The organism is Pseudomonas jinjuensis (assembly GCF_900103845.1).
Classification (GTDB): Bacteria; Pseudomonadota; Gammaproteobacteria; order Pseudomonadales; family Pseudomonadaceae; genus Pseudomonas; species Pseudomonas jinjuensis.
On the sequence record NZ_FNIJ01000011.1, the window covers coordinates 140,586 to 153,515 of the forward strand.

General features: G+C 64.6%; 14 protein-coding genes. 2 read left to right on the forward strand and 12 right to left on the reverse strand.

From position 1 onward, the window contains the following. Nucleotides 1-192 precede the first annotated feature (192 nt). The 12 genes from BLR75_RS16845 to BLR75_RS16900 form a co-directional block, all read right to left on the reverse strand. Nucleotides 193-1,032: a replication initiator protein A gene (locus BLR75_RS16845; protein ID WP_084311173.1), complete on the reverse strand. Its 840-nt coding sequence runs from the start codon at nt 1,030-1,032 to the stop codon at nt 193-195. A gap of 11 nt (nt 1,033-1,043) precedes the next feature. Beyond that, nucleotides 1,044-1,331: a helix-turn-helix transcriptional regulator gene (locus tag BLR75_RS16850; protein WP_084311175.1), complete on the reverse strand. Its 288-nt coding sequence runs from the start codon at nt 1,329-1,331 to the stop codon at nt 1,044-1,046. Between the two features lie 510 nt (nt 1,332-1,841). Beyond that, nucleotides 1,842-2,129 carry a LasR-specific antiactivator QslA gene (locus BLR75_RS16855; RefSeq protein ID WP_084311177.1) on the reverse strand — a complete coding sequence of 96 codons (288 nt, stop codon included), beginning with the start codon at nt 2,127-2,129 and terminating at the stop codon, nt 1,842-1,844. Then, nucleotides 2,122-2,397 carry a hypothetical protein gene (locus BLR75_RS16860; RefSeq protein ID WP_084311179.1) on the reverse strand — a complete coding sequence of 92 codons (276 nt, stop codon included), beginning with the start codon at nt 2,395-2,397 and terminating at the stop codon, nt 2,122-2,124. Before BLR75_RS16860 ends, BLR75_RS16855 begins: the two co-directional genes overlap by 8 nt. A gap of 496 nt (nt 2,398-2,893) precedes the next feature. After that, entirely contained in the window at nt 2,894-3,400 is a 507-nt protein-coding gene (radC, locus tag BLR75_RS16865; protein ID WP_084311181.1) for a RadC family protein, read from the reverse strand. A 301-nt stretch (nt 3,401-3,701) separates the two neighbouring features. Further along, the gene (locus BLR75_RS16870; protein ID WP_084311183.1) at nt 3,702-4,172 is read right to left on the reverse strand and encodes an acyl-CoA thioesterase; all 471 of its coding nucleotides are present in this window, start codon (nt 4,170-4,172) and stop codon (nt 3,702-3,704) included. A gap of 16 nt (nt 4,173-4,188) precedes the next feature. After that, nucleotides 4,189-5,580 carry a dihydrolipoyl dehydrogenase gene (gene lpdA, locus BLR75_RS16875; protein WP_084311185.1) on the reverse strand — a complete coding sequence of 464 codons (1,392 nt, stop codon included), beginning with the start codon at nt 5,578-5,580 and terminating at the stop codon, nt 4,189-4,191. A gap of 7 nt (nt 5,581-5,587) precedes the next feature. After that, nucleotides 5,588-6,808, reverse strand: a complete 1,221-nt coding sequence (locus tag BLR75_RS16880) for a pyruvate dehydrogenase complex dihydrolipoamide acetyltransferase (protein ID WP_084311187.1) — start codon at nt 6,806-6,808, stop codon at nt 5,588-5,590. A 1-nt stretch (nt 6,809) separates the two neighbouring features. Continuing rightward, a complete protein-coding gene (locus tag BLR75_RS16885; protein ID WP_245726160.1) occupies nt 6,810-7,283 on the reverse strand; it encodes a VOC family protein in 474 nt (157 codons plus the stop codon). Between the two features lie 29 nt (nt 7,284-7,312). Then, a complete protein-coding gene (locus tag BLR75_RS16890; protein WP_084311191.1) occupies nt 7,313-9,502 on the reverse strand; it encodes an alpha-ketoacid dehydrogenase subunit alpha/beta in 2,190 nt (729 codons plus the stop codon). 17 nt (nt 9,503-9,519) lie between these two features. Next, a complete protein-coding gene (locus BLR75_RS16895; RefSeq protein ID WP_084311193.1) occupies nt 9,520-10,329 on the reverse strand; it encodes an SDR family NAD(P)-dependent oxidoreductase in 810 nt (269 codons plus the stop codon). 78 nt (nt 10,330-10,407) lie between these two features. Beyond that, nucleotides 10,408-11,199 carry a shikimate dehydrogenase family protein gene (locus BLR75_RS16900; protein ID WP_084311195.1) on the reverse strand — a complete coding sequence of 264 codons (792 nt, stop codon included), beginning with the start codon at nt 11,197-11,199 and terminating at the stop codon, nt 10,408-10,410. Between the two features lie 187 nt (nt 11,200-11,386). On the opposite strand from BLR75_RS16900, the gene BLR75_RS16905 reads away from it, so the two are divergent. Then, a complete protein-coding gene (locus BLR75_RS16905) occupies nt 11,387-12,130 on the forward strand; it encodes an SDR family NAD(P)-dependent oxidoreductase (protein WP_084311197.1) in 744 nt (247 codons plus the stop codon). Nucleotides 12,131-12,185: 55 nt separating this feature from the next. After that, nucleotides 12,186-12,920 carry a FadR/GntR family transcriptional regulator gene (locus BLR75_RS16910; RefSeq protein ID WP_084311199.1) on the forward strand — a complete coding sequence of 245 codons (735 nt, stop codon included), beginning with the start codon at nt 12,186-12,188 and terminating at the stop codon, nt 12,918-12,920. Nucleotides 12,921-12,930: the final 10 nt, after the last annotated feature.

The following is a 12,930-nucleotide window of genomic DNA, read 5'->3' on the forward strand; positions in this document are numbered from 1 at the left end:
TGCCCATGAACGATCGCGGCGCCCCATAACAAGTTAGATCTCTTGGGTTAGTAGAGTTAAGGAACGCTGAAAGTACCGTCATTCCTGGCGTACAAGGGATTCGGTGCGCCTGATGGCACGATAGTCGTGCGCCTGATAGCACGAGTCCGTTTGCGCCTGATAGCACGATAGGATTCACAGCTTGTCCGCGACTTATCCCCGTGCCGTTGGCGGCACGGGACGAAACGCCAGCAGTTCCGTCGACGGTGGCAGGTGCACGATGTCCAGCACATATCCCGGCAGCGATTGCCGCGCCACCAGGGCGCGCAAGTCCAGGGCGAAGTCCGAGTAGCGCGCCGTACTGCCGGACTTGCGGTAAAGGTGGCGAAAATCGAACTGCCAGCCGTCCTCCTGCCGCCCGCCATGCTTGCGCACAAGACGGTATAGCCAGCGCTCGATTCCACCGGTGAGAAGGAAGTAGGCCGGATCGATGGTCAGCACCAGCGCCTGGTTGAGCACGCCCTCGTAGAACCAGTCCGGGAGCACCATTTCGATGCCCAGCGGCCGCCCATCCGGCCCCGCCAGCTCCTTCCATTCGTTGATCCAGGAGAAGCGATGCAGGCGTCGCCCGGTGGTCTCGCGAATCGAGGTGGCCACGCTGGTGGACTGCAGGCGATCCAGGGCGGCCTTCAGGCGCTGGTAATCGCGCAGGGAGGTGCCCCGGCCGATGAAGCGCAGGATCTCGTAGGGTGTGGCCCGCATCCAGCGGGAAGTGGGAATACCGGCATCCTGTGCCTCGACTATCTGGCTGGCGGCCCAGATCAGGATATCGGCATCCCAGATGGTGGCGATGCCGTGTTCCAGCGTGCCCTCGACTCGCACCCTGACTCCGCCCGAGTTGAAATCGATGGGCACCGTGCGCCGCGACTTGGCGAGCGAGAAGAAGGGGTAGGCCATCAGGTCCTGGGCGTCGCGTGGCGCCATGTCTCCCGGCAGTGCGCGAAACAGATCTAATTGCAGCGCTGGCGTCGGCGGCTCCTTGCTGGCACACATGGGAGAGGACTTCACTGGTCATGAAGACTGCCTCCTGGGCTGCGATCGAAATAGTCCGGGTCGGAGGTTGTCTCGAAGCTCCGCGCATTGGCCCAGGCCTCGAGATCGGCCAGCGCATACATCACTCTCCGGCCGAACTTACGAAAGCGAGGTCCGCCCCCAATGCCTCGCTGCTTCTCCAGCGTGCGTGGCGACAGGCGCAGGAATTCCGCGGCCTCGTCGTTGGTCAGGTACCGGTTGGGTGTGTTGGCCTGTGTCGTGGTGGTTGCAGACACTCGGGGTAGCAAGGATCTCGACATGGTGTGTCCTCCTGTGTGTGGTGAGGAACACCGTGCCGCCGCCAGTGAACAGGATCATGCCGGGCTCGGTCATGGCGAGCCCGGGCGTGGAACGAAAGGGGATTCTTGCGGTGGCGGTCTCGACTCTGAGCCCTGACTCACAGGCAGGGCATCGACGGAACCAGCCGATGCTGCCGGCGATGCCGCCAACCCGTCGGGCCACGGAAAACCGGGTCTACGCAATAGCGTGAAGCCGGCATCCCTTGAACCCGTAATCCCGGATTTCCGTAAATCCGCAAATGCACGATGGTGTAAAAGTGGCTATTCGTGAGCCCGGATTCCTGCAAAGGCGTAAACATGCCTGACCGCAAAAGTCAGAATGCAATAGATCCAGAGATGAGACGCCTTTTCCGGCGAGAGATCATGGCGGCAAGGCATGACTCTGCTGCAACAACAGATAGGCGAACCCCGCCGAAGGAGCGGGGTTCGTTGCCAGCCTGGACTGGAGTGAAGGGACTCTCGTACTTGCTCTCAGTACGCCATCTGTCTTTCCCGGATCTTCTCGGTCGGCACGTAAAGTCGCTGATGGATGCGACCAAGGAACCCGACTTCGAAGGCCTGGCGTTCAAGGGCAGTGGGTAGCTGATCGCGCTCGGCGATCATTACCGCCCACAGCCATGTGGTTCGGGCGTTGTCCAGCCAGGTCTGGGCAAGGCTCACGCCGCGGTCAAAGGCCTTTCGGCATTCGCCGCTCCAGGTGATGTCCGCCCCTGGATGACCATCGCGCGGCGGCAGGTGAGTAATGATATACCTATCCATCGCAGGACCCTCCCTGTGCTTCCGAGAGCGCACGGCGGTAAAGAAGGACCATCTCATCCAGCAGTTCCTGCGCAGCAAAAACCGACACCTTCAAACGCAAGTGTTCAGGATGGAATCCCTCGGGGCCAGCGAACTCGCGCAGCAGCTCACCAAGCATGACGGCGCGCAGCTCAGCCTCCGCTTGCAGCGAGTCGGAAACGGGCTCGAACTCGTTGAGTGGGCTGGGGCGTTTAGGGAACGGAACGACACAATCTTGAAATTCAGCCATGGGGCACCTCCAGTAGGTAAGTGGAGTGCATGGCGCGGAACCCGAGGCGGAGCCCTTGGGTAAAAAGGGGATAGCGCATTTCCTTACGCTCCTTCGTGGGGTTAAGGAGCCGCGTTCCATTCGCTACCACACGAATGGAGGCGGACCGTGCAAGGGTGGTAGACCGACCCACGAAGGAAGGTCGGCCAGGCCGAAGCCTGCCTCACACGGCCCGCCATGAGTGCACGAGAATGCCGCAAGTACTCAAAAGTGCCTGCTCTCGTCCATGGCGCTACCGCGCCTTCGTGTGAATCGGGCTACCACACCCGGTCGTGGGATTTACCACGACGGGCGCACTCTAGCCCGCAGGTATTCCGAAGGCAACCCACTGGGGCGTACTTGGGCATATCGCTCCTATCTGCGCTTCCTGATCCCTTCGACCTTTCAAGGGACTATCCAACCTTGTGCATTCAGGACTATCAGCAGGGCGAAGCAAAAGGGGGCGTAGCCCCCTTGGTCAGATCAGACCGTGCTCGGCAAACGATACAGTTTTCGTCCCGGCCACGATGACATGGTCCAGAGTGCGCACGTCTACCAGCCCCAGAGCCTCCTTGAGACGCCGGGTCAGCCCCTTGTCTGCCTCACTTGGCTCGGGACTTCCGCTCGGATGGTTATGCGCCAGGATCAGTGCCGCCGCATTGAGGCGTAGTGCTTCCTTGACCACTTCGCGCGGATAGACCGACGCACTGTCGATGGTGCCGCGGAACATCTCGACGTATTCGATCAGCCGATGCTGATTGTCGAGAAACAGCACAGCGAACACCTCGTGTTCGAAACCGGCCAGCTTGGCGCCGAGGTATTCCTTGACTAGGTCAGGGTTGGTGAATGTCACCCCTCGTTGCACCTTGCAATCAATTACCTGACGCGCTGCAGCGAGGATCTGCTCTGCGCTGGCCGGCAGGTAGCGCCCCTGATCGTCTCGAACGAGCAGGCAGGAATCGAAAGCGAGAGAAAGTTGCGACATGGCCGTTCTCCGGTTGCTCGGGCGGAATTGCCCGGAACCGGAACCAGCACGGCGCAGCGCAGCAGTCAGGGGGCGCCAGCCGGCCCCGCCGCAAGCGTGCAATGCGCACGCGCAGCCCTTGACGGCGAGAACGCCGTGATAGGGTGAGGGGAAACAGCAAGACCGCCACCCAACTCCCATGTGGCACGGATTGGCAAGCGAAGCGCGCAACGCCGCAGGCGCAAAGGCTAAACAATCAACTTACTGTATGGCGGGGCACAGGCTACCCACCTGGCCCACCGGAAGAAAATTTCTCTCTAGGTCATTGCGCCTGCGATGACAGCAACTCCGCACCATCGCGCTCGACGATCAGCCGGCGCAGTTCGTCCGACACGGTCACCTTTTCGCCCGTCGCATTGAGCATCCAGATACAGATGGCGTGGCCGTGGCCGACTCGTGTGCCGTTCCAGACCGCGAACTCCATGCGGAAGCTGGTGTTGCGTATCCAGGCGACGCGGCCGGTGACGAGGATTTTCTCGCCGTGTTCCAGCGAGCGGTCGTAGGTGAAGCCGAGCTCCTTGATCACCGGGCCCGGGGCGTCGCGGGTGAAGGAGGGTACGCCCAGCGACTCGATGTAGGCGTTGCGGGTTTCCTCGCACCAGCCCAGATAGGCCAGGTTGTTCACGTGGCCGAAAGCATCGACCTCGGCCCAGCGCACATCGAAGCACTTGCCGAATGCCCAGCCCGGCTCGACGCCGTAGCGTTCGCGGGACTCATTGTTCAGATCGTTCATCGCCTATTCCTCGAACTCAGATATGCAGCGCCCGGCCGTAGGCGGCCAGCACGGCTTCGTGCATGGCTTCCGACTGGGTCGGGTGGGGGAAGATGGTGGCCATCAGTTCCGCTTCGGTGGTTTCCAGCTCCCGGCCGATGGCGTAGCCCTGGATCATTTCGGTGACTTCCTCGCCGACCATGTGCGCGCCGAGCAGCTCGCCGCTGCTGGCATCGAACACCACCTTGGTGAAGCCCCCGGTTGCGCCCAGGGCGATGGCCTTGCCGTTGGCGGCGAAGGGGAACTTGCCGACGCGCACGTCGCGCCCGCTTTCGCGCGCCTGGGCCTCGGTCAGACCGACGCTGGCGACTTGCGGATGGCTGTAAGTGCAGGCTGGAACGCGGCTGGCGTCCAGTGGATGCGGATCGAGGCCGGCGATTTTCTCCACGCAGATCAGCGCCTCGTGGCTGGCCTTGTGCGCCAGCCAGGGCGGGCCGGCGACATCGCCGATGGCGTATACGCCCGGCTCGCCGGTGGCGCAGTAACGGTCGGTGACGATATGGGTCTTCTCCACCTTGACTGCAGTGCTTTCCAGCCCAAGGTCCTCGACATTGCCGATGATACCGGCGGCGCTGAGGATCACGTCGACTTCCACGGTCGCATTGCTGGAACCCTCCAGTTCAACCTGCCAGCCACCGGCCACACGGCGATGCGACTTCAGCCGGCTACCGGTGTGCAGGACGATGCCGTCCTTGCGCAGCGAGTCGGCGACATGGGTGGAAATCTCCGCGTCCTCCACCGGCAGGATGCGCTCGGCCATTTCCACCACGCTGACTTCGCTGCCCAGCGCACGGTAGAAACTGGCGAACTCGATGCCGATGGCGCCGGCACCAATGACCAGCAGGTGCCGGGGCAGGGCAGAGGGTTGCAAGGCTTCACGGTACGACCAGACGCTGGAACCATCCGCTTCGAGTCCCGGCAATTGTCGTGCTCGCGCGCCGGTGGCGAGGATGATGTGCGGAGCCGCCAGCATCAGTGAGTCGCTGTCGCGGGTCACCTGCAACCTGTGCGATCCCGCCAAACGGGCGTGGCCGTTGATCACGCTGACGCTGTTCTTCTTCATCAGGTGCTCGACGCCACGCTGTAACTGGCCGGCCACCGCACGCGAACGGGCGACCATGGCCGGCAGGTCAACCTGCGGCGTGCCAACGGTGACGCCGAAGCGTCCCGCATCGCGCACCAGTCGCAAGACATCGGCCGAGCGCAACAGTGCCTTGGTGGGAATGCAGCCCCAGTTCAGGCAGATGCCGCCAAGCTGGGCCTTTTCCACCAGCGCCGTACGCATGCCCAGCTGTGCGGCGCGGATCGCCGCGACATAGCCACCCGGCCCACCGCCGACGACAATCAGATCGAATTCCTGTGTACTCATCGCCGTCTCAGACCAGTATCGCCAACGGGTTTTCGATGATGCGCTTGAACACCGCCAGCCACTGCGCGGCCAGGGCACCGTCGATGGCGCGGTGGTCGGCTGACAGTGTCACGGTCATCGCCGGTGCCACCACCAGCGCGCCATCCTCGACCAGCGGGCGTAGCGAGGTGGCGCCCACGGCCAGGATCGCCGCATGGGGCGGATTGATGATCGCGGAGAACTCCTCGATACCGTACATGCCGAGGTTGCTGATGGTGAAGCTGCCGCCCTGGTATTCCGCCGGAGCCAGGCGTCCGCTGCGGGCACGCTCGGCCAGTTCGGCGACCTCGCTGCCGATACGCGACAGCGACTTGCTGCCGGCATCGCGCACCACCGGGGTGATCAGTCCGTTGTCGGTGGCGACCGCTACTGCGATATCCGCATGCCTGTAGCGGCGCAGCGCGGTATCGGTCCAGCTGACGTTCATCGCCGGCAACTCCAGCAGCGCCGCGGCGACCGCCTTGACGATGAAGTCGTTGACCGAGATCTTGCGCGGCGCACTGGCATTGACCTGGGCGCGGAGGTCGTTCAGCCGGTCCATCCGGCATTCCACCTTGAGGTAGAAGTGCGGCACGCTGGCCTTGCTCTCGGTCAGGCGGCGGGCGATGGTGCGGCGCATGTTCGAGTGCGGGATTTCGTCGTAGTCGACCGCAGCGATGTTGGTAGCGGGAACGACAGGTTCAACCACTGCGGCAGGAGTGGTGGGCGCCGGACGGGCACCTTCCACGTCGCGCTTGACGATCCGCCCGTGCGGGCCGCTGCCCTGCAGGGTGGCAAGATCCACTCCCTGTTCCCTGGCCAGACGCCGGGCCAGCGGGCTGGCCTTGATGCGCTCGACATCGGGCGCTACGGCAGTGATCCCGGTGGCAGGGGTGATTGCAGGCACTTGCGCTGCGGCCTGAGGCTCGGGAGCCGCGCCCAGCAACGCCTGAATGTCCACACCATTCTCGCCCGGTGCACTGAGCACGGCGATGGGCGCGCCTACGGCGACATCCTCGCCGGCCGGGCTGAGGATCTTGCCGAGCACGCCAGCCTCGTCGGCGGTGAAGTCCACCAGGGCCTTGTCGGTTTCGATGGTGGCGAGGACATCGCCGACGGCAATGGCGTCGCCCTCCTGCTTGAGCCATTCGTTGAGCACGGCGGAGGTGCCGTTGGCGGCGATTTCCGGCATGCGGATGAGTTTTGCCATGTCAGCTCGCTCCGTTGATCAGGTCGGGACGGTAGTCGCCGATGTTTTCGTACTGCACCAGTTCGAGGACATTGCCCTCGGGGTCGCGGCAGAACGCCAGGTAAACGCCGGGCCGCACTTCCACACGCTGCGGGCCGGTCATGAACTCGACTCCGGCGCGCTGCAGATCGGCGATGGCGGCGTCGATGTCGTCGAGGATGAAGGTCAGATAGGTGGCGTTCGGCCGGTCGAGAATCCACTCGCCGGGCGCCTCGGCTGCGGTCGGCGTGGCCCGCGCCAGCAACTTGATGCGCTCGCCACGGTTGGTCTGCAGACGCACGACGATGTAGTGCTCGGGGCACAGTGCGGCAGCGCTGGCCTTGTCGGCCGGGACGAGGAATTCGCTGACGAACTGCAGGCCCAGCACGCCTTCATAGAAAGCGCGTTGCGCGAGCAGATCGCGGCAGGCGATGCCCACTTCGAGGGGGGCGGTCATGTGAATGGTCATTTCGCTGTTCCCTCCGCTCAGGCGGCGCTCTTGTCGCGCATGATGCGATGCAGGCCCACGACCACCTCTTCAGTGCGCGCGCAGGCGGCACGCTCCAGCACCCTGGAAATGCTCGGCGAAGCCTCGCTGCCCGTTACGCGCTGCACCGGCTGGTCGAGCCAGTCGAAGCAGCGGCGCTGGATTTCGTCGGCCAGCCAGCCGCCGTAGGAGGTGCCGACCGAACCCTGCTCGACGATCAGCACGTTGTTGGTCTTGCGGATGCTCGCCTCGATGGTTTCCCAGTCGAGACTGGCGCGGTCGAGCCAGCGCAGGTCCACCACCTCGGCATCGATGCCGCTGTGTTCGGCGGCTTCGAGGGCATGGGCGACCATCGTCAGGTAGGTCAGTACCGTCACTTCCTTGCCGCTGCGGCGGATGGCGGCCTTGCCGAACGGGATCTGGTAGTCGAGATCCTCGACCGGGGCCATGCCCGACGAGGCATACAGGTCGACATGCTCGATCACCAGCACCGGGTCCTTGAGGGCCAGCGCGGCGTTCATCAGGCCGATGTAGTCGAACGGCGTAGAAGGCGCGACGATGCGCCAGCCGGGACTGGTAGCGAAGATGCCCGCCGGGTCCATGGAGTGCTGCGAGCCGTAGCCGCTGCCCATGGCGACCTTGGTGCGCAGGACGAAAGGCACCTCGATGTCGCCGCCGAACATGTGCCGGGCCTTGCCGATCTGGTTGAACACCTGGTCCGCCGCCACCCACATGAAGTCGGGATACATGAACTCCACCACCGGACGGTAACGGCCGTCCATTGCCAGCCCTCCGCCGAGGCCGGCGAAGGCGTTTTCGCTGATCGGCGTGCCGAGCACGCGATCCGGGAAACGCTCCTTCAGGCCACGGGTGGCGCCGTTGGTGCCGCCTTTCAGGCGATGCACGTCCTCGCCCATGACCACCACGCCCGGGTCGGTTTCCATGCGCCGGGTCATCACGTCGGCCACCGCGTCGATGAACTTGCGCTTCTCCAGCTTGCCCTGGAAGCCGGCTTCCTCTGCGGTACGCGCGCCCTGCAACTCGGACAGATCGCCACGCACGCCGACGTTGCAGAAGTCCGGGCTTGGCCAGAGGTCGAGGCGAATCCGCCGCTTGCCCGCGCGGGCGCCGACGTCGGCTTCGGTCAGTGCTGCTGCGGCGCGCTGCATGGCCGCCTGGGCGCGTCCGCGCAGAGCAGCGATCTGCTCGTCGTCGATCAGGCCGCGCTCCTGCATGCGCCGGCCGAGGTGATCGAGGGGGTCGCGCTCGCGCCAGGCTTGTTCCTCTTCCTTGCTGCGATAGCCGAACGCGCTGCCGGGGAAGGCGCCGTTCTGGTGGAAGAAGCGGTAGACGTCGGCCTCGATGATGGTCGGCCCCTTGCCGGCGCGCATGTGCGCCAGCGCTTGCTGCATCGCCAGGTAGACCGCCAGCGGGTCCATGCCGTCGACGCGCCAGCTGGGAATGTTGAAGGCTGCGCCGCGGGCGGAGAGGCGCGGTTCGGCGGTGGCTTCCTCGACGGTGGTCGATACCGCGTAGCGGTTGTTCTCGATAAAGAAGCACAGCGGCAGCTGCCAGGCGGCCGCCAGGTTCATGGTCTCCAGCACCGAACCGATGTTCACTGCGCCGTCGCCGAAGTAGGTGACCGCCACGGCATCGGTGCCGGCATGCCGGTGGGCCCAGGCGGCGCCGGCAGCCAGCGGCACGCCGCCACCGACGATGGCGTTGGTGCCGAGCACGCCGGCCTCCTGCCAGCGCAGGTGCATGGAGCCGCCACGTCCACGGCAGAAACCGTCGGCCAGACCGAGGATCTCGGCCAGCGTGCGTTGCAGCAGGTTCTCGACCTCGCTGCTCAGCGGCGCCAGGGGATCGATGCCGGCGGGATTCAGGTAACCGAGCGCCTTGGCCAGAAACTGATGGTGCCCGCGATGGGAGCCGTTGATCTGGTCGGCGGCGACCAGCGGCACGATAGAGCCGGCGGCGCCGCCTTCCTGGCCGATGCTGGAATGCGCCGGTCCATGGACCAGGCCCTCGGAGGCCAGTTCCAGCACGCATTCCTCGAAGGCGCGGATCAGGTGCATGTGCGCCAGCAGCGTGCCAAGCACGGTCGGGTCGGCGTCCTTCCAGTCCTGTTCGGTGGCGCGCAGCTCCACCCACGCTGCCGCGGGGGACAGCGAAATATGTTCTGCCATGGTGTTCGTCTCTCGGGTCAGATGTAGCCGTAAGCCGTCCAGCCGCCATCGGCGACAAGGGTCTGGCCATTGATGAAGGCGGCAGCGTCGGCCGCGAGGAACAGGGCGACGCCAGCGATCTCTTCCGGTTGGGCAAGGCGCCCGGCCGGGGTGCGGGCGGTCAGGGCGTCGAGGTCCATGCGTCCGTCGCGCACCAACTGGTCGACCAGGGCGGTCTGCACATAGCCGGGAGCGATGGCGTTGACCCGCACGTTGGACCTGGCCCATTCGATGGCCAGCACCTTGGTCAGCATCACCACGGCGGCCTTGCTGCCGCAGTAGGCCGCGCGTTCGGGGGCGGCGCTCAGGCCGTACATCGAGGCGGTATTGAGGATCACCCCGCCTCCCTGGGCGACCATGCGGCGGCCGGCCGATTGCGCGCAGTAGAAGACGCCGTTGAGGTTGATATCGATCGCCCGGCGCCAGTCATCCGCGCTCAGTTCGAGGGTCGGGCGGTTCATGGCGATGCCGGCATTGTTGAGCAGCACGTCGATCCGCCCGAAGCGCTCCACGGTTTGCTGCACCGCGTCTTCCACCACCTGCGGATCGGTGATCGAGCCGGCGATGGCTTCCAGCTGGATGCCGGGGTGCGCTTCGCCCAGCTCGGTGCGAACCTGTTCCAGGGCGGCAGCATTGATGTCGAACAGCGCCAGATTTGCGCCGTTGGCGGCGAACGCCCTGGCCATGGCGAGGCCGATGCCGCTGGCTGCGCCGGTGACGAAGACGGTCTTGCCGGCCAGTTCCGCGTACCGCTGCGTCGTCGCTTGTTCGGTGATTTGTCGAGTCATACCGCTATCCAGCCCTTCAATTGTCATTGTTCTCGGGGTATCGCGGCGCCGCGCAGGGCGAGGCCGCGTCGTTCCTGCTCAGGCCAGGCCGAAGAAGCGCGCCATGGCTCCGATCTGCGCATCGACCATGTGGCGGCCCAGATGCACGGAGTGGCCACGTTCGGCGGCGGCTTGCAGCAGCGGGGTCATGTCCGGGTTCATCACTACCTCGGCGACCAGCGCGCCGACTGGCAGCCGATCCAGTTCGAAGGGCAGGCCATCGCCAGGTTTCAGTCCCAGCGCAGTGGCGTTCACCGCCAGCGTGCAGTGCTCCGGTACCGGTCCGGCGATCTCGACCTGCAGTCGCGGGTGATGGGCGCGCAATTCCTGCACCAGTTGCCGCGAGCGGCTCTCGGTGCGGTTGTAGATGCCAATGGACGCCGCGCCGCTGTTGGCCAGTGCATGGGCGATGGCCTTGGCCGCGCCGCCGGCGCCGGCGATGTAGATGTGCTGGCCGCGAATGCTGTGGTCCTGGCCGAGCAGCCCGCAGGCGAAGCCTTCGCCGTCGAGGTTGGTGCCGATCAGCGCGTCGCTCTCATGGTCGATGCGCAGGACGTTGACCGCACCGATCTGCCGAGCCGCGTCGGTAAGTTCGGTGCACAGCGGCAGCACGGATTCCTTGTAGGGAATGGTCACTACCAGACCCGCGAGATTGCACATGGCCGGCAGGCTGGCAACGAAGGCCGCGAAGTTTTCCGGGCGGACATGGAAGGGCACGAGGACGGCATTGCAGTCCAGCTCCCGCATGTACGCATTGAAGCGTTCCGGCGTGCGCACGTGCTCGATGGGGTCGGCGACGATTCCGACGACACGGGTTTTTCCGTTGATCATGCTTCCCTCGTTTCCGGTCGGGCCGTGGCGGATGTATTTCGTCAGCATGTAGGACGAATATTGTTTACTTGTCTGACATGTTGTCGCACATTATGGGCGGCAACAGATGTTGTCAACATCCTTTCAATTCATGTCAGACAAGTTGGCGTAACGAATACCGCGTACCGCCATCACCAGAGGGAAAACAATGATTGCTTTCGATGGCAAAACCGTCCTGATCACTGGCGCTGCCAGCGGCATCGGCCGTGCCTGTGCGCGGATGCTGGGGCGCGCAGGCGCCAATCTGGCCTTGGCCGACATCAACGAGGCCGCGCTGGAAATGCTGCAGGCCGAGCTGGTCGCCGATGGTGTGGGCGGTGGCATCAGCTGCCATGTGCTGGATATCGGCGATGAAGAATCCTGCATCCGTACCAGCGAAGCGGTGGCCACGCACCACGGCCGTATCGATCACCTGATCCACGCCGCCGGCATCTACCCGCGCGAATGGGTACGTGACATGCAGGATGCCGACTGGCAGAAGGTCATGCGCGTCAACCTCGATGGCACCTTCTACATCTGCCGCGCGGTGATGCCGTACCTGAGCGACGACAGCTCCATCGTCAACCTGTCCTCCGTGGCCGGCCATCGCGGTAGTCCCTCGCATGCGCATTACTCGGCGTCGAAGGGTGCGGTGAGCAGCTTCAGCAAGAGCCTGGCCCTCGAGCTGGCGCCCAGGACCCGGGTCAACCTGGTTGCGCCCGGCATCATCGAAACACCGATGACCACCGATCTGCTGCAGAGCAAGGGCAAGCTGCTGATGGACAACACGCCGATGCGTCGCTTCGGCACGGCGGAGGAGGTGGCTGGCTGCATCGTGTTCCTCTGCTCGCCGCTGGCCGGTTTCGTGACCGGCGAAACCGTGCACGTCAACGGCGGCCTGTACATGGTGTAGGAATATCGGCCACGATGTTTCTTCACCGGATACCCCATTCCCAAGGCTTGCCCAGATGACCGCTGCACAGAAAACGCCGAAACCCGCAACCGAACAATCGCGCCAGTTGGTGACGGAGGCGATCGTCGAATGGCTGCACCGGCAGATCGAGAGCGAGGAGCTCAAGCCGGGCGACAAGCTGCCCAGCGAAAGCGCCCTGCAGGAGCGCTTCTCGGTCGGCCGCTCGGCCGTGCGCGAGGCGCTGTCGCAGCTCAAGTCCGAGGGACTGGTTCGGGCGGAGCAGGGAAGGGGAGTGTTCGTCAACGAACGTGGAGCGCGTCAGGTCTTTCGCCTGCAGCCGGCATCGCTGGACGACAGCGAAAGCCTGACGCACATCCTCGAACTGCTGGTGACCTTCGAATCGGCCGCCGCGCGCTATGCAGCGCTGCGCCGTACCCCGGAAGACCTCAAGCGCATCAAGCGCGCGCTGGTTGGCATGGAGTACGCGATACTCAACGACGAGCTCGGCGAGGAAGAGGATTTCGCCTTCCACCAGGCCATCGTCGAGGCTACCCGCAATCCTCATTTCGTATCGCTCAACGACTACCTGGAACAGCACGCCCGCCGGCTGATCCGCCAGGCGCGCACGAACACCGCGCAGAACTACGCCGAGCTGATCCAGGACGTGCAGGACGAGCACAAGGCCGTCTTCGAGGCCATCGAAGCCGGTGATGCGAAGGCGGCGAGCGAGGCGGCGGAAACCCATCTGCGCAACGCGGCCAAGCGGCTGAACATGTACCTCCAGGGCTAGCTAGCCGCTG

Coding starts and splice junctions, on each gene's coding strand:
- BLR75_RS16905 (WP_084311197.1), top strand. CDS start 11,387: ATGATTGCTTTCGATGGCAAAACCGTCCTGATCACTGGCGCTGCCAGC.
- BLR75_RS16890 (WP_084311191.1), bottom strand. CDS start 9,502: ATGGCAGAACATATTTCGCTGTCCCCCGCGGCAGCGTGGGTGGAGCTG.
- BLR75_RS16860 (WP_084311179.1), bottom strand. CDS start 2,397: ATGGCTGAATTTCAAGATTGTGTCGTTCCGTTCCCTAAACGCCCCAGC.
- BLR75_RS16910 (WP_084311199.1), top strand. CDS start 12,186: ATGACCGCTGCACAGAAAACGCCGAAACCCGCAACCGAACAATCGCGC.
- BLR75_RS16900 (WP_084311195.1), bottom strand. CDS start 11,199: ATGATCAACGGAAAAACCCGTGTCGTCGGAATCGTCGCCGACCCCATC.
- BLR75_RS16850 (WP_084311175.1), bottom strand. CDS start 1,331: ATGTCGAGATCCTTGCTACCCCGAGTGTCTGCAACCACCACGACACAG.
- BLR75_RS16885 (WP_245726160.1), bottom strand. CDS start 7,283: ATGACCGCCCCCCTCGAAGTGGGCATCGCCTGCCGCGATCTGCTCGCG.
- BLR75_RS16855 (WP_084311177.1), bottom strand. CDS start 2,129: ATGGATAGGTATATCATTACTCACCTGCCGCCGCGCGATGGTCATCCA.
- BLR75_RS16870 (WP_084311183.1), bottom strand. CDS start 4,172: ATGAACGATCTGAACAATGAGTCCCGCGAACGCTACGGCGTCGAGCCG.
- BLR75_RS16895 (WP_084311193.1), bottom strand. CDS start 10,329: ATGACTCGACAAATCACCGAACAAGCGACGACGCAGCGGTACGCGGAA.
- lpdA (WP_084311185.1), bottom strand. CDS start 5,580: ATGAGTACACAGGAATTCGATCTGATTGTCGTCGGCGGTGGGCCGGGT.
- BLR75_RS16880 (WP_084311187.1), bottom strand. CDS start 6,808: ATGGCAAAACTCATCCGCATGCCGGAAATCGCCGCCAACGGCACCTCC.
- BLR75_RS16845 (WP_084311173.1), bottom strand. CDS start 1,032: ATGTGTGCCAGCAAGGAGCCGCCGACGCCAGCGCTGCAATTAGATCTG.
- radC (WP_084311181.1), bottom strand. CDS start 3,400: ATGTCGCAACTTTCTCTCGCTTTCGATTCCTGCCTGCTCGTTCGAGAC.